19 protein-coding genes are annotated in these 23,582 nt (G+C 62.5%); 8 read left to right on the top strand and 11 right to left on the bottom strand.

Annotated elements, in window-relative coordinates; all coding sequences use genetic code 11:
- Positions 1–11: 11 nt before the first annotated feature.
- The 10 genes from F615_RS0100185 to F615_RS0100140 all read right to left on the bottom strand — a co-directional run bounded on the left by F615_RS0100185 (position 12) and on the right by F615_RS0100140 (position 11,101).
- Positions 12–821 carry a hypothetical protein gene (locus F615_RS0100185; RefSeq protein WP_019559151.1) on the bottom strand — a complete coding sequence of 270 codons (810 nt, stop codon included), beginning with the start codon at positions 819–821 and terminating at the stop codon, positions 12–14.
- On the bottom strand, positions 814–2,355 hold the full coding sequence (gene flhF, locus F615_RS0100180; RefSeq protein WP_019559150.1) for a flagellar biosynthesis GTPase FlhF: 1,542 nt from the start codon (positions 2,353–2,355) through the stop codon (positions 814–816). The genes F615_RS0100185 and flhF overlap by 8 nt, the downstream gene beginning before the upstream one ends.
- Positions 2,352–4,454 (bottom strand): flagellar biosynthesis protein FlhA, encoded by a 2,103-nt coding sequence (flhA, locus tag F615_RS0100175; RefSeq protein ID WP_019559149.1) that lies wholly within the window; start codon positions 4,452–4,454, stop codon positions 2,352–2,354. The genes flhF and flhA overlap by 4 nt, the downstream gene beginning before the upstream one ends.
- Positions 4,454–5,617: an EscU/YscU/HrcU family type III secretion system export apparatus switch protein gene (locus F615_RS0100170; protein WP_019559148.1), complete on the bottom strand. Its 1,164-nt coding sequence runs from the start codon at positions 5,615–5,617 to the stop codon at positions 4,454–4,456. Before F615_RS0100170 ends, flhA begins: the two co-directional genes overlap by 1 nt.
- 168 nt (positions 5,618–5,785) lie before the next feature.
- A complete protein-coding gene (locus F615_RS0100165; RefSeq protein WP_019559147.1) occupies positions 5,786–6,556 on the bottom strand; it encodes a flagellar brake protein in 771 nt (256 codons plus the stop codon).
- Positions 6,557–6,609: 53 nt separating this feature from the next.
- Positions 6,610–6,912, bottom strand: a complete 303-nt coding sequence (locus F615_RS0100160; protein WP_019559146.1) for a flagellar protein FliT — start codon at positions 6,910–6,912, stop codon at positions 6,610–6,612.
- A gap of 65 nt (positions 6,913–6,977) precedes the next feature.
- Positions 6,978–7,379, bottom strand: coding sequence for a flagellar export chaperone FliS (gene fliS / locus F615_RS0100155; RefSeq protein WP_026329879.1), 402 nt, complete (start codon positions 7,377–7,379; stop codon positions 6,978–6,980).
- Between the two features lie 154 nt (positions 7,380–7,533).
- Entirely contained in the window at positions 7,534–8,922 is a 1,389-nt protein-coding gene (gene fliD, locus F615_RS0100150; protein ID WP_026329878.1) for a flagellar filament capping protein FliD, read from the bottom strand.
- A 99-nt stretch (positions 8,923–9,021) separates the two neighbouring features.
- Positions 9,022–9,960, bottom strand: a complete 939-nt coding sequence (locus F615_RS0100145) for a flagellin N-terminal helical domain-containing protein (RefSeq protein ID WP_019559143.1) — start codon at positions 9,958–9,960, stop codon at positions 9,022–9,024.
- A gap of 205 nt (positions 9,961–10,165) precedes the next feature.
- Positions 10,166–11,101, bottom strand: coding sequence for a flagellin N-terminal helical domain-containing protein (locus F615_RS0100140; protein ID WP_026329877.1), 936 nt, complete (start codon positions 11,099–11,101; stop codon positions 10,166–10,168).
- 494 nt (positions 11,102–11,595) lie between these two features.
- On the opposite strand from F615_RS0100140, the gene F615_RS19265 reads away from it, so the two are divergent.
- From F615_RS19265 to F615_RS0100105, 7 genes are all read left to right on the top strand, one after another.
- On the top strand, positions 11,596–17,082 hold the full coding sequence (locus F615_RS19265; protein ID WP_019559141.1) for a glycosyltransferase: 5,487 nt from the start codon (positions 11,596–11,598) through the stop codon (positions 17,080–17,082).
- Between the two features lie 173 nt (positions 17,083–17,255).
- Positions 17,256–17,585: a flagellar transcriptional regulator FlhD gene (gene flhD / locus F615_RS0100130; RefSeq protein ID WP_019559140.1), complete on the top strand. Its 330-nt coding sequence runs from the start codon at positions 17,256–17,258 to the stop codon at positions 17,583–17,585.
- A 36-nt stretch (positions 17,586–17,621) separates the two neighbouring features.
- A complete protein-coding gene (gene flhC, locus F615_RS0100125; RefSeq protein WP_019559139.1) occupies positions 17,622–18,155 on the top strand; it encodes a flagellar transcriptional regulator FlhC in 534 nt (177 codons plus the stop codon).
- Between the two features lie 202 nt (positions 18,156–18,357).
- On the top strand, positions 18,358–19,221 hold the full coding sequence (gene motA, locus F615_RS0100120) for a flagellar motor stator protein MotA (RefSeq protein ID WP_019559138.1): 864 nt from the start codon (positions 18,358–18,360) through the stop codon (positions 19,219–19,221).
- 12 nt (positions 19,222–19,233) lie between these two features.
- On the top strand, positions 19,234–20,199 hold the full coding sequence (gene motB / locus F615_RS0100115) for a flagellar motor protein MotB (protein ID WP_019559137.1): 966 nt from the start codon (positions 19,234–19,236) through the stop codon (positions 20,197–20,199).
- Positions 20,200–20,237: 38 nt separating this feature from the next.
- On the top strand, positions 20,238–20,630 hold the full coding sequence (cheY, locus tag F615_RS0100110) for a chemotaxis response regulator CheY (protein WP_019559136.1): 393 nt from the start codon (positions 20,238–20,240) through the stop codon (positions 20,628–20,630).
- 8 nt (positions 20,631–20,638) lie between these two features.
- A complete protein-coding gene (locus F615_RS0100105) occupies positions 20,639–21,268 on the top strand; it encodes a protein phosphatase CheZ (protein WP_026329876.1) in 630 nt (209 codons plus the stop codon).
- Between the two features lie 21 nt (positions 21,269–21,289).
- On the opposite strand, the gene fliE is transcribed toward F615_RS0100105, so the two are convergent.
- Positions 21,290–21,622 carry a flagellar hook-basal body complex protein FliE gene (fliE, locus tag F615_RS0100100; protein WP_019559134.1) on the bottom strand — a complete coding sequence of 111 codons (333 nt, stop codon included), beginning with the start codon at positions 21,620–21,622 and terminating at the stop codon, positions 21,290–21,292.
- 253 nt (positions 21,623–21,875) lie between these two features.
- Here fliE and fliF point away from each other — a divergent pair, with 253 nt between their 5' ends.
- Entirely contained in the window at positions 21,876–23,579 is a 1,704-nt protein-coding gene (gene fliF, locus F615_RS0100095) for a flagellar basal-body MS-ring/collar protein FliF (protein ID WP_019559133.1), read from the top strand.
- The last annotated feature ends 3 nt before the right edge of the window (positions 23,580–23,582 follow it).

The raw sequence follows: 23,582 nt of genomic DNA, 5'->3' as shown, positions 1-23,582 counted from the left end.
GCGCTCCACAATCAATTGAACGCATGAGCGGTGGCCGGATTCGTCACGAACCGGGCCGAGCCACCCCAGTCTTCGCTTGGGTCCTCAGGCATCGAGAACGACAAGGCGTGGTGCAACAGGGTGGTGGACAAGGGGTGCAACGCGCGGGCCAGATCGGCCTCGGACTGCAGTGCCGTGCAAGCCACGGCCTCCAAATACACCGTGCCGCCCAGGAACTGCTTCACACAATGCGCCAGGCGAGTCGCCGCCACAGGCACCCCCAAGGTCGGCGTGCCCAGGTCCATCACGACGGCATGCTCTCCCAGGCCGGCGTACTGCAGCAAGATCTTGATCGACGCATAGGCCTCGGTCAGGCTCGCGGCATCATCGCCGGCAAAAATCAGAGGGCGCACCCGCCTGCCGGCGAACAAGCCACTGAGCAGCGCGGCATCGGCGTGAAAGACGATCACATCGGCACTGGGGGCTGCTTCTCGCAAAGCTTCGAACAGCAGCGCGGCCGAGCCGGGCGCCTCGCCGAACCAGGCCAAGGTCGGGCTGGCCGCCAGCACACTGGTGTGGGCATCGAGTGGGTCGATCCACTGGCCCAGGTCGAGATCCCGAGCCACGGCTTCGGCCACGTCCACCCCGGTGGTGTAGGGGCTGGGCGCCGCATCGACCACCAAGGTATGCAAATCCTGGGCCGCAAAGCCATGGCACAGTCCTTCGAGGAGCACATGCGCCCCCGGCGTGAACGGATTGGCCGCCACTGGCAGCAAATGCACGGTGTGGTGGGCGAACAGGCGTCGCAGCCCGTAGGCCTGATCGACGGCACGCTCAGACATGCACCGCTCCGGCAGCCAGCGCCCGCGAGGTCGGCGGCGCAGTGAAAACAAGATTCACGTCATCGCTGTCCAGGCGGTAGGCCGCGCTGCCTCCGCCCCGCAGCGCCCGGTGCACCAAGGCCTGGGCCGACATGCGATGCCAGTCCTCGGGCACACGCTGCCCGTTGGCCACGCCCAGCACCGGCAATTTGTGGCGGATCATCGCGTCCAGCGCCGGCCCGAGCTTGACCGCCTCATCGATCTTGGACAGAACCACTCCCTTGCACTGGTTGGCGCGGTACCCGATGAGCACGTCCTCGATGGTCTCGCCCTGCGCCGCAGCATTGACCACCAGCAGGCGCTGGATGCGCCGGTGACTGACCATCTCCAGCAGTTCCTGCGTGCGGGTGTCGCGCTGCGCGATGCCCGCCGTGTCGATCAACACCATGCGCTTGGAGGCCAGCAGATCCAGCAAGTCTTCCAACGCGGCACGATCGTGCGCCGTGTGCACCGCCACCCCGATGATGCGACCATAGGCCCGCAATTGCTCGTGCGCGCCGACACGGTAGGCATCCAAGGTCACCAGCCCGAGGTTCGCTGCACCATAGCGCGCGGCAAAGGCCGCGGCCAGCTTGGCCGTCGTGGTGGTCTTGCCCACGCCGGTGGAGCCCACCAGGGCGTAGACACCGCCCTCGTCCTCCAGCGCCGGGCCATGCTCGCTGGTCAGCAAATTGCGCTCCAGCACATTGGCCACCCAGGCATGCAGGTCGGCCGCATCCTGCGGAATGTGGGAAGCCAGCTTGCGAATCAGCGCCGGGGAAAAGCCGCAATCGAGCAGCTTTTGCGTCAGCTGGGCCTGAGCCGGATTGCGCTGCATCTTCTCCATGAAGGCCAGCGCCCCGAAGCGCTCCTCGATCAGGCCTTTCATCTCACGCAGCTCCGCAAGCATCGCGCGGTCCTCGGCCGACGGCGTGGCCTGAGCCGCCGGGCTGCGCAGCGGCTCGTCAGCCAGCGCGGGCACGGGCGCTGCGGCGGCCGGCTGCGGTGCCACGCCGAACTCCTGCGCCGCTGTCGTCATGCGGGCCGCCTTGCGTTGCGCGGCCCGCTCGGCCAGGCGTTGCTCCACAGGCACACTGGCTGCCGACGGCGCGGCCGCAGCCGGCGCGGCCGAGGGCATCGCCGCCGGATGCGTGGCGGCGGCGGCCATCTGCGCTTGTTGTTGCAAGGCCGCCTGCCGCCGCTTGAGCATGCGCTCACGGACATAGTCCTGGAACGACAGCGTGCTCATCGCCAGCTGCTCCACGTCCTTGGCCACCGCGGGGGCCGCAGGAATGGTCTTCGGTGCGCCCTCCGGATGGCGGGTCGGCGCCTTCGCAGCCGCCGTCGGTTGACTGAAGGTCTCCAGTGCGGCGATGCTCTCGGGTGCCATGGCCAGCACCTCCACCCCTTCCTTGCAGGGGCGGGTGGACAGGATCACGGCATCCTGGCCGAAAGCCTGGCGCACCTGCACCAAGGCGTCGCGCGACGTTTTCGCGACAAAGCGTTTGACGTTCATGCGGTGCCTCCAATCACGGAGCCGATGCGAATGGTGTGGGTATCAGGAATTTCGCTGTGGCCCAGCACAGCCAGACGCGGGGCCGCCCGCCGAAGCAGCCGGGCCAACGCGGGTCGGATGGCATCGGGCACGAGCAGGCAAGCCGGCACCCCCAGATCCTCTTGCTTCTTGCTGGCCTGGGCTGCAGCCTGTGTGAGATGCTCGGCCACGCCGGGATCGAGGGTGGCGCCGGCAGGTGAGGTCAGGGCCTGGGTGACCAAGCGCTCGAGCTCCGGTTCGATGGCGATCACATTGAGCTCCTTGACCGGACCGAAGATCTGCTGAACGATGGCTGGCGCCAAAGCCACTCGAATGCGGCGCACCAGCTCGGCCGGATCGGTCACGCTGCCGGCATGTTCGGCCAGCGTCTCCACGATGGTGCGCATGTCGCGGATGTGCACCGACTCCTCCAACAGCATCTGGAGCACCTTTTGCAGCGTGGCAATGCTGATCATCTTGGGTACCACGTCTTCGATGAGCTTGGGAGCCAACTTCGTCACGTGATCCACCAGCTGTTGCACTTCGGTGCGGCCAAGCAGCTTGGCGGCATGGACTTGCATCAAGTGTGAGAGATGAGTGGCCACCACGGTCGAGGAATCAACCACGGTATAGCCGGCCATTTGAGCGCTTTCTCTTTGGGCTTCTTCGATCCACACCGCCGGCAGGCCAAAGGCCGGATCGGTGGTGGCCGTGCCGATCAAGGGGGTGTTGGCATGCCCTGGGTTGATCGCCAGCAGCAAGCCTGGGAAACATTCGCCTTCGCCGACCACGGCGCCGCGCAGCGTGATGCGGTAGACGCTGGGCTTGAGCTCGAGGTTGTCGCGGATGTGCACCGACGGCGGCAGAAAACCCACTTCCTGCGCGAACTTGCGCCGCACGCCCTTGATGCGCGCCAGCAAATCCCCCTGCCGATCCTTGTCCACGAGCTGAATCAGCCGGTAGCCCACCTCCAGGCCCAGAACGTCCACGGGCTGCAAGTCGTCCCAGCTCGCCTCGGCATTCGGGCTGACTTGCTGGGCGGCGGCCGACGTATGCTGGGCTTGGCGGCGCGCCCGCTGCTGGTGCTCATGCAAACGGTAGGCGGCAAAACCCAGCCCGGCGGCAATGGCCAGAAACACCAGGTGCGGCATGCCCGGGATCACCCCCAACAGCCCGATGACGCCCGACGTGATCCCCAAAGCCTTGGGCGACTGCAGCACCTGGCCTGTGATTTGTGTGCCCACATCATGCTCTTTGCCCACGCGCGAGACCACCATCGCAGCGGCAATGGAAATCAACAATGCAGGGATCTGGGCCACCAGGGCGTCGCCGACGGCCAGCAAGATGTACGAGTTGGCCGCTTGCGAGGCACTCAAACCGTGCTGGACCATGCCGATGACCAGCCCTCCCACGATGTTGATGATCAAAATCAAGATGCCGGCGATCGCATCGCCACGCACGAACTTGGACGCACCATCCATCGAGCCGAAAAACTCCGCCTCCTCGCCGACCTCGGCGCGACGGCGTTTGGCCTCTTTTTCGTCGATCAGGCCGGCGTTGAGGTCCGCGTCGATGGCCATCTGCTTGCCTGGCATGGCATCCAGCGTGAAGCGCGCACCGACCTCGGCGATGCGCTCGGCGCCTTTGGTGACCACGACGAAATTGATCACCACCAGAATCGCAAACACGATCAGGCCCACGGCGAAATTGCCGCCGATCAGGAAGTGCCCGAAGCTCTCGATCACCTGGCCGGCTGCGCCCGTGCCGGTATGCCCCTCCAGCAGCACGACGCGCGTGGACGCCACGTTGAGCGACAGGCGCAGCATCGTGGTCAACAGCAACACCGCGGGGAAGGCCGCAAAGTCCAGAGGCCGCACCATGTAAGCCGACACCATCATCACCATCAGCGCACAGGCGATGTTGAAGGTGAACAGCAAATCCAGCATGAACGGTGGCAGCGGCAGCACCATCATGGTCAGGATCAGCACGACCAGCAACGGCGCCGCCAAGGCCTTCAGGGGCAGGCCGCCCAGCAGATCCTGCAAAGGGCGAGGCAGGGCAGGAATGGAAGCGTGGCTCATCATTCAGTCTCGGCAGTCTCAGCCGGCGTCTTGCCGTGGTGTGGGTCCAGCTCGGGCGGCACGTGCAGGGCCGGCAGCTCTCCCGGCATGGGCGCCTGTCCGGCCATCGCCGCGCGCAGCTGATACACGTAGGCCAGCACTTGCGCCACCGCGGCATACAAGGACGCCGGGATCTCGCGGTCGAGTTCGGCGTGGGCATACAGTGCCCGCGCCAGCATCGGCGCCTGCAGCACCGGCACCTTGGCCGCCTGGGCCACGTCACGGATGCGCAAGGCCAACAAATCTGCGCCTTTGGCCACCACCCGCGGTGCGTTCATGCGGCCTTCCTCATACTTCAGCGCCACCGCGTAGTGCGTGGGGTTCATCACCACCAAGTCGGCCTTGGGCACTGCGGCGATCATGCGGCGCTTGACGTTCTCACGCATCAGGGCCTTGACCTTGGACTTGACTTCCTGGTTGCCCTCGACTTCTTTGTGCTCGTCCTTGAGCTCGCGGTGGCTCATCTTGAGCCGGCTCTTCAAAAGATGCCGCTGCAGCGGCACATCGATGGCAGCAAACCCGCCCAGGGCCAGCAACAACAGGGCCACCCCGGCCACGATGAGGTCGGTTGCCTGCGCCACCGCAGCCGGCAGCGCCATGCCCAAGACGGCCGGAAACGCATCGAGCCGACGGTACAAGTAGATCGCGCCGATCAGCCCCAGGATCACGGCCAGCACGCTGGCCTTGAGCGCCTGAACCAAGTTGTCTTTGGAAAACAACTGCCCCAGCCCCTGGACGGGATTCATCTTCCCGAACTTCGGCCTGAGGGCCTTCATCGTCCAGTTCCAGCCTCCGCTGACCACCGCGCCCAAGGCCGCGACACCGGCCACCACCAAGCCCAGCGGTACCGTCAACGCCAGGAATTTGGCGATCGCGCCAGCCAGACGCTCGGCCATGCGGGCGCTGTCTTGCACCTCGGCAACGCCAAATCGCAGCTCCGTGGCCATCATGTCCAGCAGCCAGCCCGTCATCCACGGGCTGGCGGCCATCACCACGACGATGCCACCGGCCACGATGAGGAAATGGCCCAAGTCACGCGAGCGCGCAACCTGGCCTTCCTCACGCGCCTTGCGAATCTTGCGCTCGGAGGCTGGTAGGTTACGGTCTTGGGCGTCGCTGGACATGGCGATGGTCGGATAAGCTCATCGCCATTGTGAAAAGCCAAGCCCCACTCTTGAGCCGGAATAGCGAGGAAATTTCGGCCAGTTCCGCAGGCATCAGGCAGGGGCCTGGCAGCGGATTGGCAGCGGATTGGCAGCGGCCCGGCCGCCGCCCGCATGGCACCCCAATCTTTAAGGGCGATCCAGCGCCATCAAGCGGCGCTGCTTCTGCGTTTGGTCGATGAAACGCTGCAGCGCGCGCAACGACTCGCCGCTCATGCCCTCCATCTCGCACCCCATACGGACCCCCTGGCCCGTGTCATTCACGGCAGAGATGTGCGCGATTCTCAAGCTGGCATTGAAACGAGTATCGTCATCGAGTTCGATGAACGACTGCGCGATGACGGTCCCCGGCTCCAGCAGCGGCGTGCCCTCAGGCACGAAAACGGCCAAGCCGCCGATACTGACATCGATGATGCGCAAATCCAACCACACATCTTCCAGCGCGGGGTGCCGCATGCGCAACGAAGGTCCGACCTTCGACAGCGGACGCACCCGGTAGCTGGCACGGCGTTGAAATCGGAACAACTCGCGCGGCAATTTGCCATTGAGGGCGGTTTCACCACGAGTGCCGTGCACATGGACCAAGCCTTCCAGGTCGAACTGGATCTTCACACTGTCCAGGTAGCCCACGGCCACCACCTCATCGGCGTCGAGCACCCGCTCGAGTTGCGGCTCATGCGCATCGACCGCAAAGCGCAACACGCCCTTGGCTTTGTTCACCTCGAAAATGGTCGTGACGAAGCTCGCACCACGTGGCGTCGCAATCGTGAGCAAGGACCTCTGCTCCTGCATTTGGCGAAGCAAGGCCACGATCTCGAACGGGTCGGTGATGCGGAAGTCGTCCAGGGCCGAGCGTGCCTCGGGCTCCGAGGGCTGCAACGGCATGGGCATGGTTTCCATGGCAAGCTCCCGTGGCGCGCCCGCGGCCTCCGGTGGCACCGAGGCCGGCGCGCTCAATGCAGTGTACGCGGCGAAGCAGCCAACAGTCGATCCAGGTCATCCAACCAGGGCTCGGCCAATTGGCGAATCTGTGCGTCATTGTGCAGGATGCGCATCATCATGCGGTGCTTGGCGCGTGCCTGCTCTGGATCGAGTTGTCGTCCGACGGCAGCCTGCTTCAGGCGCGAGATCAGCACGGCGCAGGCACCTTCGAGGTGTACCACCCGGTCCCAATCGCCACGTCGCGCCGCTTCGAGCATCTCCTGACTGGCGCGCTCGATGGCCTCGTAGCAGTCCAGCAGCGCGTTGTCATCCATGGAAGGCTCCGGTGCAAGGGAAATGTTCGTGAACGACTCGGACCACATCGATCGCAGCACTCGGTTCATGACTTGATCGACGACCTGATGGCCACCCAGGCATCCCGAATCGGTGACAGCAGTCTGATGCATTCCTGCAAAGCAGCGTCGTCGTTGTGCAAGTTGGCCTGCGTCAGCCGGGTCGTCAGATACAGGTAGGTCTGATTCAGGTTCTCGGCCAACTCGCCACCGTCTTTGCGATTCAAGGCGCTGCGCAGACCTTCCTCGATGATGCGCACGGCTTGGCCAATGGCTTGGCACTTGCCTTCGATATCCCCGCGAGCCAAGGCGCCGCGGGCCCGTGCGATCGCGTCCAGCGCTCCGTCATACAGCATCTCCACCAGTTTGTGCGGGTCGGCTGCGGCTACACCGGTTTCGACTTGGACATGACCGTAGGCCGTGGCTTGGCTTCGGAAGGGTGCAAACATGGTCATTGCTCGCTGTGATGGATGTCTTGACCGTGATATCGACCACTGCAAGCCCCACTTGAGATCAGAATGAACCCTTCCCCCCTTCCCACGAATACACGAAGGGCCTGCAATGCAGGCCCCCATGCTGAGCGGTGCCACGCAGCGCGCGGCCTCACTTGGACTTGTTCCAATTGTTGATCGCGCTCATTTGCTGACTCACATAATTGCTCAGGCTATTGAGTTGGCCAAGGCTGGCGTCCAGCGCCTGGTACTGGCGCAACAGCCGCTGCTCCACCAAAGCCACTCGGTCTTCATAGCGCGCTTGTTGCTGTTCATTGCGCCGAATGGTCTCTCGCAAGCCTGCCGTGCGCGCGGTCAATAAGCCCTCGGTCCCCACGATCGCATTGGTCAACAAACGGAAGCGCTCGCCAAAGCCGTTCAAGCTCGGATCCAGCGAATCCGACCGGCTGAACGCTGCCGCCAATTCGCTGCGCTGATTGAGCGCCTCGCTGAAGCGAGACTCCTTCAGTGTCAGCGTGCCATCACGCTGCATCTCCACGCCAACGCTGGACAATGTGGCAAACACGCTCGACGCCGCCGAGGACTGAGACACCAAAGTGCGCAGTTGGGTCACCAAGCCCACGGCAGTGCGGTCGCCCTGCAAAGACCCCGCCTTCTTGGTGGCTTCGTCATAGGCGGTTTCCTTGGCCAGAAAGCGGCTGAGGTCGTTGTAGGCATTGACGAAATCCTGCACCGCCTTCTTCACGGCCTGGTCATCGGCCGACACTTGCACCTCCACCGCCGACGTGGTGGTTCGCGACAGCGTGAGCGTCAATCCATCGACCACGCCATTGAGAGTGTTGGAAACGGATTCGATGTCCAGCCCGTTGATGCGAGCCAGCGCGTTACGGGCCGCTTGCGTTTCCTGCACTGCGCCGGGCACACCGGCCTCGTACGCCAAGGCTTGCAAGCCTGGATCTCCGCTCACGTCGATCCGTGTGACCGCCGCATCCAGCCCGGTGGCCGAGGAGGTCAAGACCAGGCGTGCCCCTGAGGCATCTCGCACGATGGACGCACTGACGCCGACTGCAGCCGCATTGATGCGGTCGCGAATGCCCGCCAGCGTGGTGTCCGTCGGGCCGATCGTCACGCTGGCCGTGCTGCCATCGCCTTTGGTGAAGGTCAGTGTCCCTTGGCCCAGGACGACCGAGCTGTCCGCGTAGGCCGACGAGGCCAGCGACTGCGCCCTGGCCAGCTGCATCACCTCGACGTTGTAGCTGCCGGAGGCCGCAGCGGCCGAGGCCGTGACGCTGACGGCGGTAGTATCCGAGGATGTCGCGGCGGTCTGGCTCCAAAGGCTGGCACGCGTCAGCTGCGTGGCGGCCGATTGCAGGTTGCTCACATAGCTTTGCAACAGACCGAACGACGACAACTGCGTCGACAGCTTGGACGCCTGTTGCTTGAGCAAGTCGATCGGCCGACGTTCGAGCGCGACGAGCTGGGACACGATGCCCTGCACGTCCAAGCCGCTGCCTATCCCTGGAGACGAAATCGTCGCCATCGGTCACACTCCTGATCGGGACCGCAGCGCGCGGCTTGCGGTCGCACGCTGCGTCGCTCAGATTATCGGCCGCTCGCGGACGGACTTGAACGGTACTCTTTAACGTTGCAGCAACGAAAGCACCTGTTGTGGCAGCTGGTTGGCCTGCGCCACCATGGCCGTGCCGGCTTGCTGCAAGATCTGCGCTCGCGACAGCTCCGACGTCTCGGCAGCGAAGTCGGCATCCATGATGCGACCTCGCGCGGCGGACTGGTTCTCTGCAGCCACCTGCAAGTTGGCGATCACGCTTTCGAAACGGTTCTGCGCCGCACCAAAGGTGGCTCTCAAATCATTGACCACGTCCAGCGCCCGATCGATCACGTTGATGGCTTCGTCGATTTCGGCCCCAGGATCGGTCGGCGCCGTGGTCCAGCCGCCGATCGCAATGCCGTTGGCCCCCGAGGTCGCTGCCGTGGTCGTGACCGTGGCGAGCACGTCGGCTGCCGCCGATGCGCTGGTGATCGTGCTGCCCTCGGCTGGCGTGCCAGACAAATTGACCGAATCGACATCGATGCGATCGTTGGCCGTGGTGTTGGCGCCCACTTGAAAGCTCAAGGTCGCCTCGAAGGTGGCATCCGTCCCATCGAACAAGGATTTGCCATTGAACCGTGACGATTTCACGGTACGGAAAATCTCTTCCTGCAGTTCCTGGAATTCTTTTTGCAGATTGGCCCGGTCGCCAATGCTATTGGTGGCGTTGCGCGACTGCACGGCCAGCTCGCGCATGCGCTGCAGCATGTCCCCCATCTTGCCCAAGGCGCCTTCGGCCGTCTGCGCCAGCGAAATGCCGTCGTTGGCATTGCGGATCGCCACGTTCATGCCCTTGATTTGGGTGTTCATGCGCTCGGCAATCGCCAAGCCGGCGGCATCGTCTTTGGCGCTGTTGACCCGCAGCCCGGATGACAGGCGCTGCATGGCCGTGGCCAACGAGGACTGAGAGGCATTGAGGTTGCGCTGCGCGTTGAGCGAAACCACATTGGTGTTGATGGTCTGAGGCATGGCAGCTCTCCTTCAAGAATCAAGACTGACTCCGGCTTCGAGCGCCGGCGCTCCACCATTTCGGTTCGGATCATTGTGAGACCGCGCCTCACGCGCCGAATCTCGAAAAAGCAAGGCATTTGCGCCTCAGATCTGCATCCAGATCCGCATCGACAAAAAAATGCCCGGCCGAAGCCGGGCTGCGAAGCCAACTGCCGAGCGTGGATCAGCGCAGCAGCGACAGGACCTGCTGGGGCAGCTGATTGGCCTGCGAGACCATGGCCACGCCGGCCTGCTGCAAGATTTGCGCTCGCGAGAGATTGGCCGTCTCGGCCGCGAAGTCCGCATCCAAGATCCGTCCGCGGGAAGCGCTTTGGTTTTCCACACTGACCTGCAGGGTCTGGATCACCGCTTCGAAGCGGTTTTGCACCGCACCGAAGGTGGCCCGCTGATCGTTGACGACCTCCAGGGCACGATCGATCACGTTGATCGCTTCGTCGATCTCAGCCCCCACGTCGCTGGGCGCGGTCGTCCAGCCGCCGATGGCAATCCCATTGGCGCCAGAGGTCGCGGCCGTGGTCGTCACGGTGGACATCACCTCATCCGCCGCCGACGCGCTGGTGATCGTTCCGCCTTCGACTGCCGTGCCGGAGAGATCCGCTGACGTCACATCGATGCGGTCATTGGCACTGGTGTTGGCCCCCACCTGGAACGACAACGTGGCTTCATAACCCGTGGCGTTGGAGTCGAACAAGGCCTTGCCATTGAAGTTCGACGACTTGATCACCCGGCCGATCTCGTTTTGAAGCTCGGTGAATTCCTTTTGCAGATTGGCGCGGTCGCCATCACTGTTGGTGGCGTTGCGCGACTGCACGGCCAACTCACGCATGCGCTGCAGCATGTCGCCGATCTTGCCCAGGGCGCCTTCGGCCGTCTGCGCCAGCGAAATGCCGTCGTTGGCATTGCGGATCGCCACGTTCATGCCGCGCACCTGGGCGCCCATGCGCTCGGCAATGGCCAGGCCAGCCGCGTCGTCCTTGGCACTGTTGACACGCAGCCCCGAGGACAAACGCTGCATCGAGGTGGCCAGCGACGATGCCGTGCTGGAAAGATTGCGTTGCGCATTGAGCGAAACGACGTTGGTGTTGATGGACATAGCCATGATGTGTGCTCCTTCAATGTCGATGACTCCCGGCATGGACGCCGGCTTTGCCTCAGCCCCGCCGCCTTGCGGCTGCTGGGCCTTGCCAGCTCACGCTGGCTGCGTCCGGCGGCAGTCACCTCAGATGCGATCGAAGGAAGGTGCCCCTCGTCGAACCATCGGCCGGCTGGTCCCCGGACCACGGGTTGCCGATCGCTCGGGCCCGTTAGTGGAGATATCGACAGGCTGCACAACAACTTTAGGGCTTTGTCAAGGACGAGAAAAAGGAACTTCTCCGCACAATCAGGCGGATCCACCGGCCTGATCTCTACAGACTATCGGCACTCACGTGCCATCGCTTGAACGAGGTGCCGCCGGGTTGCCCCCCAGCCCGTGAGAGAAGCTGGCAATGACCGGTTTATTCCTTCTTCTCAGGGCGCCGTCCATCCCTATAGTGGCAACCGTGCCGCCCCTGCCGGGGGATGAACGCTCCCACTTTCGTGAGGAACTACGTCATGACGCGAGAATCCGCCGAACACCATCTCATGATCCTTTGGGAGCATGCTCGCCCCAAGCAGCAACGCATCATCGACGATGTGCGGCGCCGCATGCAGATTCTTGCCGCCTTCGAGGTCCAATGGAGCAAGCACAGGGTCTCTGAAAACTTCAGTAGGTTTTACGGCCAAAACCTGCCTCCAGGATCGTTCAAAGAAGACCATTGTGGCCGCGGCCCGTTCCTCGCGTTGATCTTGCGCGACCCCCATCCCCGCTACGAGATGCGCGAAACGTCCAAAGGGAAGCGCATCGTCAATGTCAACACCTTCGATGCCAAGCAATGCTATCGACAGTGGACCGGTGGCGGGCACCGCATTCACGCCACCGACAGTGAGGCCGAAGCACGTCATGACATTGCATTGCTGTTCGGAATGGCAATGAGCGAGTTGATCGAGCGATTGCCAAAGCAATGGAACGGTCGCATTGCACAGATGTCGGTCGACCTCGTTGGTGCCGCCGGATGGAAAGACTTGACACAGCTCTTGCACGTGCTGAACGAAACCATCCCATATGTCGTCCTACGCAACTTTGAGCACTTCCCAGATGCATACACATCTGAGGCCCATGGTGACATCGATCTGCTGACGACATCCGATGTCGAGATGGCCTACGTGATGAACGCGCACCGCGTATTTCCGCAAGCCCATCGCGTTCACTATGCCACCTACATCGCAGGCCAAGAAGTCCGCTTCGACTTTCGTTACATCGGGGATGGATACTACGATGCTCGTTGGCAACGCGAGATGCTGGAGCGCCGCGTGCGGCACGAGGGAGGCTTTTTCACCCCCGCCGCCTCGGACCATTTCTACGCACTGCTATATCACGCACTGGTTCACAAGCCGAAAATCTCCGACGAATATGCGCACAAGCTGGCCGCTCTGACCGCTCAACCCGACGCTCTCGCCGGCCCCGACACACACCCGCTGACTCCCACCGAACTGCAAGACCCTCAGCGAGCCAAGCAACTGCTCGACCAGTATCTGCAGCAGCATGGCTATCGGTACACACGCCCTGCAGACACTTCGGTTTACTTCAACTCGAAAGCTCTCGAACGCGACGCTCCTGATACCGACACGTGTGCTCTTAAAGAAAGTGACGAGTCGGCGCCAAGCGCCTTGAGCACCGAAGCACGTGTTCTCAGCGCACTGCAGTCGACCAATGACCGTTCATTGGCCTCAGAGGACATCGCGAGAATGTGCCTGGACGCGTCCATCGATCACTGTCTCGGTTCTGCGTGTGCGAACACCTTGCGTCCACTCGAGAGGTTGCTTCGTGGACGCAAAGTGCTCGAGATCGGCGCACGCTTTGGCACCCGCAGCAGATTCATGGGTGAAATTGGCGCCCAGGTCACAGCCTATGAAACGCATCCGTTGATGATGCAAGCGGCTGAAATTCGATGCGCGGACCTTCCTAACGTGTCTGTCACGTCCGATCTCACCCGCGCAAGCACAGGCCCCACCTGTAACGACTACGACGTGGTACTGATTGCCGACCCAGGTGCAGCGACGCAACTGAGCGCAGCCATCCAGACGGCTCAGCGCCACTTGCGTCCCGGTGGTTGCCTGATCCTGATGAGCGACAACCGCCTTGGACTTCGATATTGGGCAGGTGCGGCACAAGCCGGTTCGGCTTGGGACTTTGCCGGCATCCAAGGCCTGACCCAAGACGGACGGCTGACGGCTCCTGGCCGACGAGAGCTGATTCGAGCATTGAATCAGCATGGGTTGGTACATCAAAAGTTCTACTACCCGTTCCCAGACCACCGAAAAGCGTTTTTGGTTTTGAGCGAAAACGCACGGAGCGCGCCTGCCGAACTCTTGTACAACCTGCTTTCGGCATGCCATACGGTGGGCCACAACGCGGGCCGAGACCCGCTTTTTTCCGAGGGATGTGCCTTTCGATCCTTGATCGAGAATGACCTCTTGGGCGACATGGCCAATGCGTTCGTCGTGATCGCTTCTACATCGCCTTTGCCTCCGGTTGACCAAGAAGACATTGCCTACACATATTCCGGCCTTCGACGCAGCCATCTGGCCAAAGAAGTAGCGATCCATCGCGTCGAAGGAGCGCTGCGCGTACGACGGCGTCTATTGAATCCCACATCGGCCACGCCATGGATGCGATTCGAAGCGGATGAGCCGCTGTTGCCGGGTGAACTTTTGTTCAACCGTTTGCTACCTGTGATGAATCAACCAGGGTGGCATACGGAACTGATCGCACAGTGGATGCGACCTCTATATGAGCACTTGGCTTCAAAAACTCATCACATCAACGGCCAATCCTACTTGGATGGCCAATATCTCGATGCCACCCCCTTCAACTTCATTGGGCACGGAAGCGAATATCAGCTGTTCGATCTGGAGTGGTGTTATTGGCCCAAGGTTCGATTGGAGTATGTGCTACTTCGCGGGATCTACTACAGTTTGAGGAAACTCGGTTCCGTTGCCGAACCTCGTGTCGGAACACCTTTGGAAATCATCCATTTGGCCGAAGAGGTCATCCGACTGCTGACCGGGGAACCCTGCGACGCAAGACCACTGCTCGCACAAGAGATTGAACTGCAAGCAGCCGTCACAGGAATCAAATTCAGCATCAACGGGTTTTATCAAACCCTCCCCGTGAGAAGTCACGCCAAGCTTCCCGGGGGAAGCTGTGAGCAGAAAGGCACGGCTCATCAACCGTTGAACCAACCTCCACTCCGCCTGCCAGACCAACAGTCCTCCGCCGAGCTTGGGGAAAGTGACAAAAACCAGCACCGACCACAGACACGTCCAGCCACGCTGGAACAGTGGCTGGCCGCACGGACATTGTCTCCCTCCCAGGAAGCAGAGATTTCACGCCGTCTGGCCGCAACCTCGGGCACCCCACCGTTGGCAGTGTTCATCACCGCGCAAGCAGGCGCACGGGAGGCATTGGTAGCCACCTTGCATAGCCTCGAACAGGCTTGTCGCCTGGGCGCCAAGGTCGAGATTCATGTGGTGTTGGACGCTTCGATCGACGCCACCGATCTTCCGGGCACCCCTGTCGTTCATTTCCATGCGCCGGGGGCCGAGATCCATGCGCTGAACGACGCCATTCGCCACAGTGGTTGTGCATGGGCCTTGAGGGTTCAAGCCGGTGATCTGTTCACGCCCAACGGCCTGTCCATCCTCGCGCTCGAACTCTGCGAAGCCAAGGACTGCCGCGCGGTGTATGCAGACCTTTTGTATCGGTCTGCCGATGGCTCACTCGGTGCCGCATTTCGTCCGGATTTCAATCTGGATCTCTTCTTGAGCTTTCCGGCCGCGATGGCATCGCACTGGTGTTTCCACCGCGCGCATTTCGAGGCGTTGGGGGGCTTGGATCCGGACGCCGGCCCAGCCGCGGAGTTCGACCTGCTGCTTCGCCTGATCGAAAAGGACGGATTGACGGGTCTGGGGCATGTCCACGAACCTTTACTCATCGGTTCTCCTCCCCTGCCCATCGACGTGCCACAAGAGCGTGCCGCCCTTCTTCGGCATCTTCGGTCGCGCGGCTACGAATTTGCCCAGGTGCATCAAGACCATCCTCGACTGTACCGCATCGAGTACGGGCACGCCTCGCAACCGCTGGTCAGCATCATCATCCCAACGCGCGACCAACTGGCGCTTCTACGACGCTGCGTCGAAAGTTTGTTGGAAAAGACCCGCTACCAGAACTACGAGCTGCTCATCGTCGATAACCAAAGTGCCACCGAAGAGGCGCGTCAGTGGCTGGAAGGGGTGGCCTCCTTCGGGGAGGATCGCATTCGAGTGCTGCGTTACGACCACCCCTTCAATTTCTCGGCCATGAACAACTTGGCCGTCGAGCATGCGCGAGGCGAGTATCTGGTGCTGCTCAACAACGACACCGCGATCATCGACCCTCATTGGCTGGACGCGCTGCTCAACCACGCGCAACGTCCAGAAGTCGGCGCCGTTGGTGCCAAGCTTCTCTATCCGGACGGCACTATCCAGCATGCGGGGGTGGTCTTGGGGCTGCGGGGCCCAGCAGAACATCCTTTCGCGGGAGAGGCTCTGGACTCTCCCGGCACGATGCAACGCCTTCGGGTCGACCAAAACTACAGCGCCGTCACGGCCGCCTGCCTGATGATCCGCAAGTCCGTCTACCAAGAGGTCGGTGGCATGGACGAGGTCGACTTCAAGGTGTCTTACAACGATGTGGATTTGTGCCTGAAGGTCGCATCGGCCGGCTATCTCAACGTGTGGACGCCCCATGCCTTGGTGATGCATGAAGGCAGCGTGAGTCAAAAGCAACTCGATCCTCAAGCGGCCGAGGCCAGACGACAGCGTTTCGTTGCAGAGCAAGACGCTCTGTATGCAAAGTGGATGCCCATCATTGCCAACGATCCGGCCTACAACCGCAACCTCTCGCTCAACGACAAAGGTTTTTCCTTCGAATCGAGGGTCGATCTGGTCTGGCATCCACTGAGCTGGCGCCCCGCACCCATCGTGCTGGCCCACATGGCCGACCATTGGGGCTGCGGTCATTACCGGGTGATTCAACCTCATGAAGCCATGCGCCGCAGCGGCCACATCGAAGGCCTGCTGTCGGACACCATGCTGCTGCCTGCCGAACTGGCGCGCTTGGATCCGGATGCCATCGTGTTGCAGCGCCAGCTCACCGAGCAACAACTGGAGTCCATGCGTCGGATGAAGGCCTTCTCTCGAGCCTTCAAGGTGTATGAACTGGACGACTACTTGCCCAACCTTCCGATCAAAAGCGCCTACCGCAAGAACATCCCCAAGGACGCGGTCAAGTCTTTGCGGCAAGCCCTCGGGTATGTCGATCGGTTCGTCGTCTCCACCGATGCGCTGGCCGAGGCTTTCGAGGGTTTGCACCCCGACATCCGCGTGGTCAAGAACAAGCTGCCGACGGCTTGGTGGTCGGATATGAAACCGCGCCGCCGACGGGGCAAGAAGCCGCGCGTGGGATGGGCCGGAGGTGCGGGCCATGCCGGAGACCTGGCGCTGCTCATCGATGTCGTGAAGGCACTTGCCGGTGAGGTCGAATGGGTCTTCTTTGGGCTGTGCCCGGCAGAGATTGTCGATGTGGTCGACGAAGTCTATAAAGGTGTGCCCATCGATCAATATCCCGCCATGCTGGCAGGCCTGGACCTCGACCTGGCGCTGGCCCCACTGGAACACAACCAGTTCAACGAGTGCAAGAGCAATCTTCGCCTGCTCGAATACGGCATCTGCGGCTATCCCGTCGTTTGCAGCGATATCCGCTGCTACCGGGACGACGAGCTGCCCGTCACACGCGTGAAGAACCGCTTCAAGGATTGGGTGGAGGCCATTCGCATGCACACCCATGATCTCGATGCCGCCGCGCGCGCTGGAGATGCGCTGCGGGAAGCGGTTCGCTCGCAGTGGATGCTCGAAGGCGCCGCGCTGGAGGAGTGGAAAGCCGCCTGGACGCAGCCTTGAGAGCACCGCATGTAGGAATTTTTCCGACACGCCCTACGAAAACTGCGACACGACGAACAGAAAGGCCCTGATATCGGCTCTTTTCGTCTCCTCCTAAAGTGCGTCTCACGGGATCAGCCACATCAAGCCCAGGATCCCATCTCACACCGCAGGAAGAAACGAAGGAGCCGACCATGAACCCGCAGACCGAACAGATCCTCGCCGAGATCCGCGAAGCCAACCTGTCTTATCTGATGTTGGCGCAAAACCTGATCCGCACCGACCGTGCCGAAGCCCTGTTCCGCCTGGGAATCTCCGAGGAAACCGCCGACCTGATCGCCGCTTTGACGCCCGCCCAGATCATGCGCATTGCCTCGGGCAATACGCTGCTGTGCCGCTTCCGCATGGATGACGATCTGGTGTGGGGTCTGTTGACCAACCATGGCAAGACGGCCGCCAACGATGCCACGGCCCGCCTGCACGCCAGCATTCTGATGGCCGGCCGCCATCAAGAGGCTGCCTGATCCCCCCCCGTTGGCCTGAGCACCAGGGAGCCTGTCATGCGCACCAAGAGCATCCTGTCCGAAGCCAAGCAAATCGAGCGAGCCGTCACGCTGATCCAGCTCGGCGCCCGGCTGCAAGTGCTGGAATCCGAAACGGACCTGTCCTACGAACGGCTGCTGCGTCTGTACAAAGAAGTCGCCGGCAAGTCGCCATCCAAGGGTCAGCTGCCGTTTTCAACCGATTGGTTCATGACTTGGCAGCCCAACATTCACGCGTCGCTGTTCCTCAACATCCACGAATATCTGAACAAAGCGGTCGAGCTTGACGACATCGACTTGGTGATCAAAGCCTACCGCTTGTACCTGGAGCAAGTCCGCTCGCAAGGGCTGGAGCCCCAGCTGTCGATCACCCGCGCCTGGCGCTTGGTGAAGTTCATCGACAACGGCATGCTGAGCATGACCCGGTGCTCGAAGTGCGGTGGGCATTTCGTCACCCACCCTCATGAGATCGCCAAACATTTCGTGTGCGGCTTGTGCAATCCACCGGCACGTGCCGGCAAAGGCAAGTCCGGCGGCCTGCAGGTGCACTGATTGCCGCCGCGGCGAAGTTTCATCCGTCGTCTCCTCCTGAGCGCCTCGCTGGCGCCTTGACCACGGGCTCCCCGCGAGCCCGTGCTTTTTGGTTCCCCCAAGACGGGCTCAAGTCAGAGGCCAAGCGGTCGATATCCCCTGGGACCCCGGTCAAAGCGCGCACTGCCCGTGGTGCGTCAACCCACCTGGAAAGACCCGCAACATGTTCGTCATCGTCGGTTACATCGTGGCGCTGGGCTGCATCTTTGGCGGCTTCATCATCCACGGCGGCAACATGGCTGTCATCTTGCACGCCTTGCCCACCGAGTTGATGGTCATCGGAGGGGGGGCTTTTGGGGCGTTCATCGTCAACAACCAGCCCAAGGTGCTCAAAGCCACGTTTGCAAGCATCCCCAAGCTGCTCAAGGGGTCCAAATACACCAAGGCCAGATACATGGAGCTGATGGCTTTGCTCTATGACATCTTGCAAAAAGCCCGCAAGGAAGGGCTGATGGCGATCGAAAAAGATGTCGAGGCTCCGCACGAATCGCCACTGTTCAAGAAGTACCCCACCGTCGGCAGCGACCACCATGTCGTGGAATTCATCACGGATTACCTGCGCATGATGGTCTCCGGCAACCTGAATGCCCATGAAATCGAATCGCTGATGGACAGCGAGATCGAAACTCATCACCACGAAGCCCATGCACCGGCTGCGGCGATTCAGCGTGTCGCTGGCGGCTTGCCAGCGTTTGGCATCGTGGCCGCGGTGCTCGGGGTGGTCAACACCATGGGCTCGGTGGGCCAGCCTCCGGCCGTGCTGGGCGCCATGATCGGCTCGGCCCTGGTCGGGACGTTCCTGGGGATCTTGCTGGCCTACGCCATCGTCGAGCCCTTGGCCGGCCTGTTGGAGCAGAAGAACGACGAGGCCACCAAAGAGTTGCAGTGCATCAAAACCACCTTGCTGGCCAGCATGCAGGGTTATGCGCCGCAGATTGCGGTGGAATTCGGTCGCAAAGTGCTGTATTCCACCGAGCGGCCGAGCTTCTCGGAACTCGAAGGCCACGTCAAGGGCAAGAAAGCCTGATCGGAACCCACCATGGCCGGCGACTCGAAAAAGCTGCAACCGATCATCATCAAGCGGGTCAAGAAGGGAGGCCATGGCCATCACGGCGGCGCCTGGAAAATCGCATATGCCGACTTCGTCACGGCGATGATGGCCTTCTTCCTGCTGATGTGGCTGCTGGGATCGACCACCGAAGGCGACCGCAAGGGCATTGCCGACTATTTCTCCTCGCCCCTGAAGATCGCTCTGCTCAGTGGAGGCAGCGGCGCCGGTGATGCCTCGCACGTGATCAAAGGCGGCGGCACCGACCTCACGCGCACGACCGGACAGGTCCGCCGTGGCGACATCGAAGCCGAGCGCAAGACCATCAATTTGCAAGCCCTCAAGGAGCAACTCAAGCGCGAGGAAGCCGCCCGTCTGGAGGAATTGAAGCAGCGCATCGAGCAATCCGTCACGAACAATCCGCTGCTGGTGCAGTTCCGCTCGCAAATTCGCCTGGACATCACCCAAGATGGCTTGCGCATCCAGATCGTCGATGAGCAAAACCGACCGATGTTCGATACCGGCAGCGCTTTGGTGAAAGATTACATGCGCTCGATCCTGCGCGAGATCGGCAAGGTGCTGTCGGAGGTGGACAACAAGGTGACCTTGGCCGGCCACACCGATGCAGCGCCGTACAGCAGCGGCGAGCGCGGCTACAGCAATTGGGAGCTGTCGGCCGACCGGGCCAATGCCTCGCGCCGGGAGCTCGTGGCCGGTGGCTTGCGCGAAGGGCAGGTGGTACGGGTGGTCGGTCTGGCCTCCAGTGCGCTGCTGGACAAGGACAACCCCCTCAACCCGATCAACCGCCGCATCAGCATCATCGTGATGAACAAAGACGCCCAAGAGCGCTTCGAACGTGGCGCCGACATCGAAGCCGGAACGGCCCCGGCCGTGCATGAGGCCGTCGCATCCTCGGCGGCGGGAGAAAACTTTAGTTTTCCTGCCCCCGGCCGATAAGCCTGCGAACATCTGTTTTCCCTGCGAGGACACTCCCCATGAGTACCGCCACCGATCTGAAATTCCTCATCGTCGATGACTTCTCGACCATGCGCCGCATCGTGCGGGGCTTGTTGAAGGAGATCGGCTACAACAACGCCGAGGAAGCGGAAGACGGCGCCGTGGCCCTGCAGATGCTGCAAAACGGCCACTTCGATTTCGTGGTCAGCGACATCAACATGCCCAATATGAACGGCTTCGAGCTGTTGTCGGCCATCAAGAAAGACGACAAGCTCAAGCACATCCCGGTGTTGATGGTCACGGCCGAGGCCCGCAAGGAAGACATCGTGCGCGCTGCGCAGGACGGGGCAGCCGGCTATATCGTCAAGCCCTTCACCAAAGCCACCCTGGAGGAGAAGGTGCAGAAAATCCTCCAGAAACTGGGCAAGTGAGGCTGGCCATGAGCGACACGCACAACTCCCAAGGCGCCAGCCCTCCCCTGACCACCTCGCCGGAGGTGTATCAACGCATCGGCGAGATGACCCGCAACCTGCATGACACGTTGGCACAGCTGGGCTTCATGCCCAAGCTGGGCGAGATCACCGAAAGCCTGCCCGATGCCCGCAGCCGACTGAACTATATTGCCATCAAGACGGGCGAGGCCGCCGAGAAGGTGCTCAATCTGGTGGATCAGGCCAAAGCGGAGCACGAACAAATCGCCGCCGAGACACGTCGCATCGCCCAAGCCATCGTGGCCGACCCGGTGCGCGCCGTTGCCAGTGGCAGCGTGATGAACTTCGTCAGCGATGTGGAAGCGCGCTCGGCACGCATCGACCAGTACCTCACTGACATCATGATGGCCCAGGACTTCCATGATCTGACCGGCCAAGTGGTGGCCCGCGTGGTCAAGCTGGCTGCCGACATCGAAGACCAGCTCGTCAAGCTCTTGCTACAAACCGCCCCGCCAGACCAGGTGCACAAAGTGGAGCAAACCTTCCTGAATGGCCCGGTGGTCAACCCGGAAGGACGCACAGACGTCGTCACCAGCCAGGAACAAGTCGATGATCTGCTGGCCAGCCTCGGGTTTTGAGCCGCCTCACACCAACCCGTCTCACACCGACATGTTCATGATGTCGGTGTAGGCTTGCACGAGCCGGTTGCGCACCTGCAGGGTCGCCTGGAAGCCGATTTGGGCCTTTTGCATCGTGACCATGGTCTCTTCCAGAGACACGGTGGGATTGCCCAATTGAACCTGACGCTGCATCTCGGAGGCTTGCATCTGGGTGGCGCTGACCGTCTTGAGCGCTTGATGCAGGGCTTGCGAGAAGCCCACGGCAGGGGCGCGCGCCTCGACCTGACCCGCCTTGGATGCTTGCGACGGCAGCACCATGCCGCTTTTGGCCAGGGCCTGCTGAAAGTTGAAGGGCTTGAGTCGAACGTCCATGGTGCACACTCCTGCGCGCGGGACTTCCGGGACTTCCTCTAGCAAGCCTCTCAAGAAAGGGCTGCGCGCGCCGATGAACCTATCGTAAGGGCACGGGGCCGGCGCGATGCATCGAACTGACGGCCGTTTGCTGCCCTCTTCCGCCCTTGAGCGAACCCGGCCGTCCGAATAATCGGTCCCCAACGACACCCTGGGGACCGCAGCTGCGCGCCTGGCCTCCCGGGGTCTGCCCAACACTCCGGGATGCTGAACGATGGACAACGCCGTCGCCCTGCCTCAGAACCAGCCACCCGCACTGGCCGCCCCGCCTGCTGCAGGCAGCTTCATCCAGCGCATCAACGCTTTGCCATCCTCACGCAAGCTGCTGTTGGGCGCTGGCCTGGCCGGCCTGGTGGCCATCGTCGTGGCCCTGTCGCTGTGGTCGGTCAAGCCGGACTACAAGGTGCTCTACGCCAACCTGTCGGACAAGGATGGCGGAGCGATCATCGCGCAGCTGTCGCAGATGAACGTGCCCTACCGGCATGCCGACGGGGGCTCGGCCATTCTGGTGCCTGCCGACCGGGTGCACGACGTGCGGCTGCGTTTGGCCTCGGCCGGATTGCCCAAAGGCTCGACGGTGGGCTTCGAGTTGATGGACAACGCCCGGTTCGGCATCACGCAGTTTCAGGAGCGGCTGACCTTTCAGCGCGGCTTGGAAGGCGAGTTGACCCGATCGATCGAAGCCCTGGCCGCCGTCAGCAGCGCCCGAGTGCACCTGGCCCTGCCCAACCAGAACGGCTTCTTCCGCGAGCAGCAAAAGCCCTCGGCTTCGGTGCTGGTGCATCTGCATCCTGGACGCAGCTTGGACCGCGCGCAGATCGCTGGCATCGTGCACCTGGTCTCCAGCAGCGTGCCCGAGCTTTCGCCCAAAGCCGTCTCGGTCGTCGACCAAAACGGCAATCTGCTGACCGACTCTCCTGAGGGCAAGGCCCAGGGACTCGATGCCCAGCAACTCCAATACGTGGCTCAGATCGAGTCCACGCTGACACGCCGCATCACCGACATCCTGGAACCGGTGGTCGGCCGTGACAACCTGCGCGCCCAGGTCACCGCCGAAGTGGATTTCTCGCAGAGCGAATCGACCTCCGAGCAATTTCGGCCGAACCAAGGCGGTGAGCCGGCCGCCGTGCGCAGCATGCAGCACATGGAGTCGACCCAAACCGACGGCCCCGTCCCCACCGGCGTGCCGGGTGCGGTCTCCAACCAGCCGCCCGTGCCGGCCCAAGCGCCCATCAACGGCCCGGCCCAGGCCTTGCAAGCGGCCAACGGTGGCGGTGGAGGCAACGCCCAAGTGCGCCGCGAGGCCGTGACCAACTACGAGGTGGACAAGACTGTGCGCGTCACGCGCAACGCCACAGGCACCATCAAGCGATTGAGCGCGGCCGTGGTGGTCAATCACCGCACCCAGACCGACGCGCGCGGCCGCACCACCCAAGTGCCTTTGAGCGAAGAGGAGCTGCAAAAGCTCACCACCCTCGTGCGCGAGGCCATCGGCTTTTCCGCCGAGCGCGGCGACTCCCTGCAGGTCATCAATGCCCCGTTCCAAATCACCAAGCCCGAAGAACCCACTGAGCCTGCGTGGTGGCAGCAGCCCGAGATGCTGGAGCTGTTGCGTCAGTTCGCCGTGCCCTTGGCGCTGAGCCTGGTGGCATTGCTGATCGTGCTGGGCGTGGTGCGTCCGGCGCTCAAGGCCGCAACGGCCCCGGCCCCCACAGCGACCAAGGTGGATGCCGTGATCGACGAGCCGCAGGCCCTGCCGCCGCTGGCCGCCGGCGAGCAAGCGCCCGCTGGCATGCCGCTGTTGGCCTCCCCCGACAACAACGACAAGCTCGAAGCAGCGCGCCGCCTGGCGCGGGACAACCCCGCGGCCGTGGCCAACATCGTGCGCAGCTGGGTCAGCAAGGAGGCTGCTGCCTGAACC

Origin of the sequence: Caldimonas manganoxidans ATCC BAA-369 (genome assembly GCF_000381125.1) — a bacterium.
Classification (GTDB): Bacteria; Pseudomonadota; Gammaproteobacteria; order Burkholderiales; family Burkholderiaceae_C; genus Caldimonas; species Caldimonas manganoxidans.
Note: the sequence above shows the minus strand (reverse complement) of the source record. Positions and strands in the feature narration are given on the sequence as shown.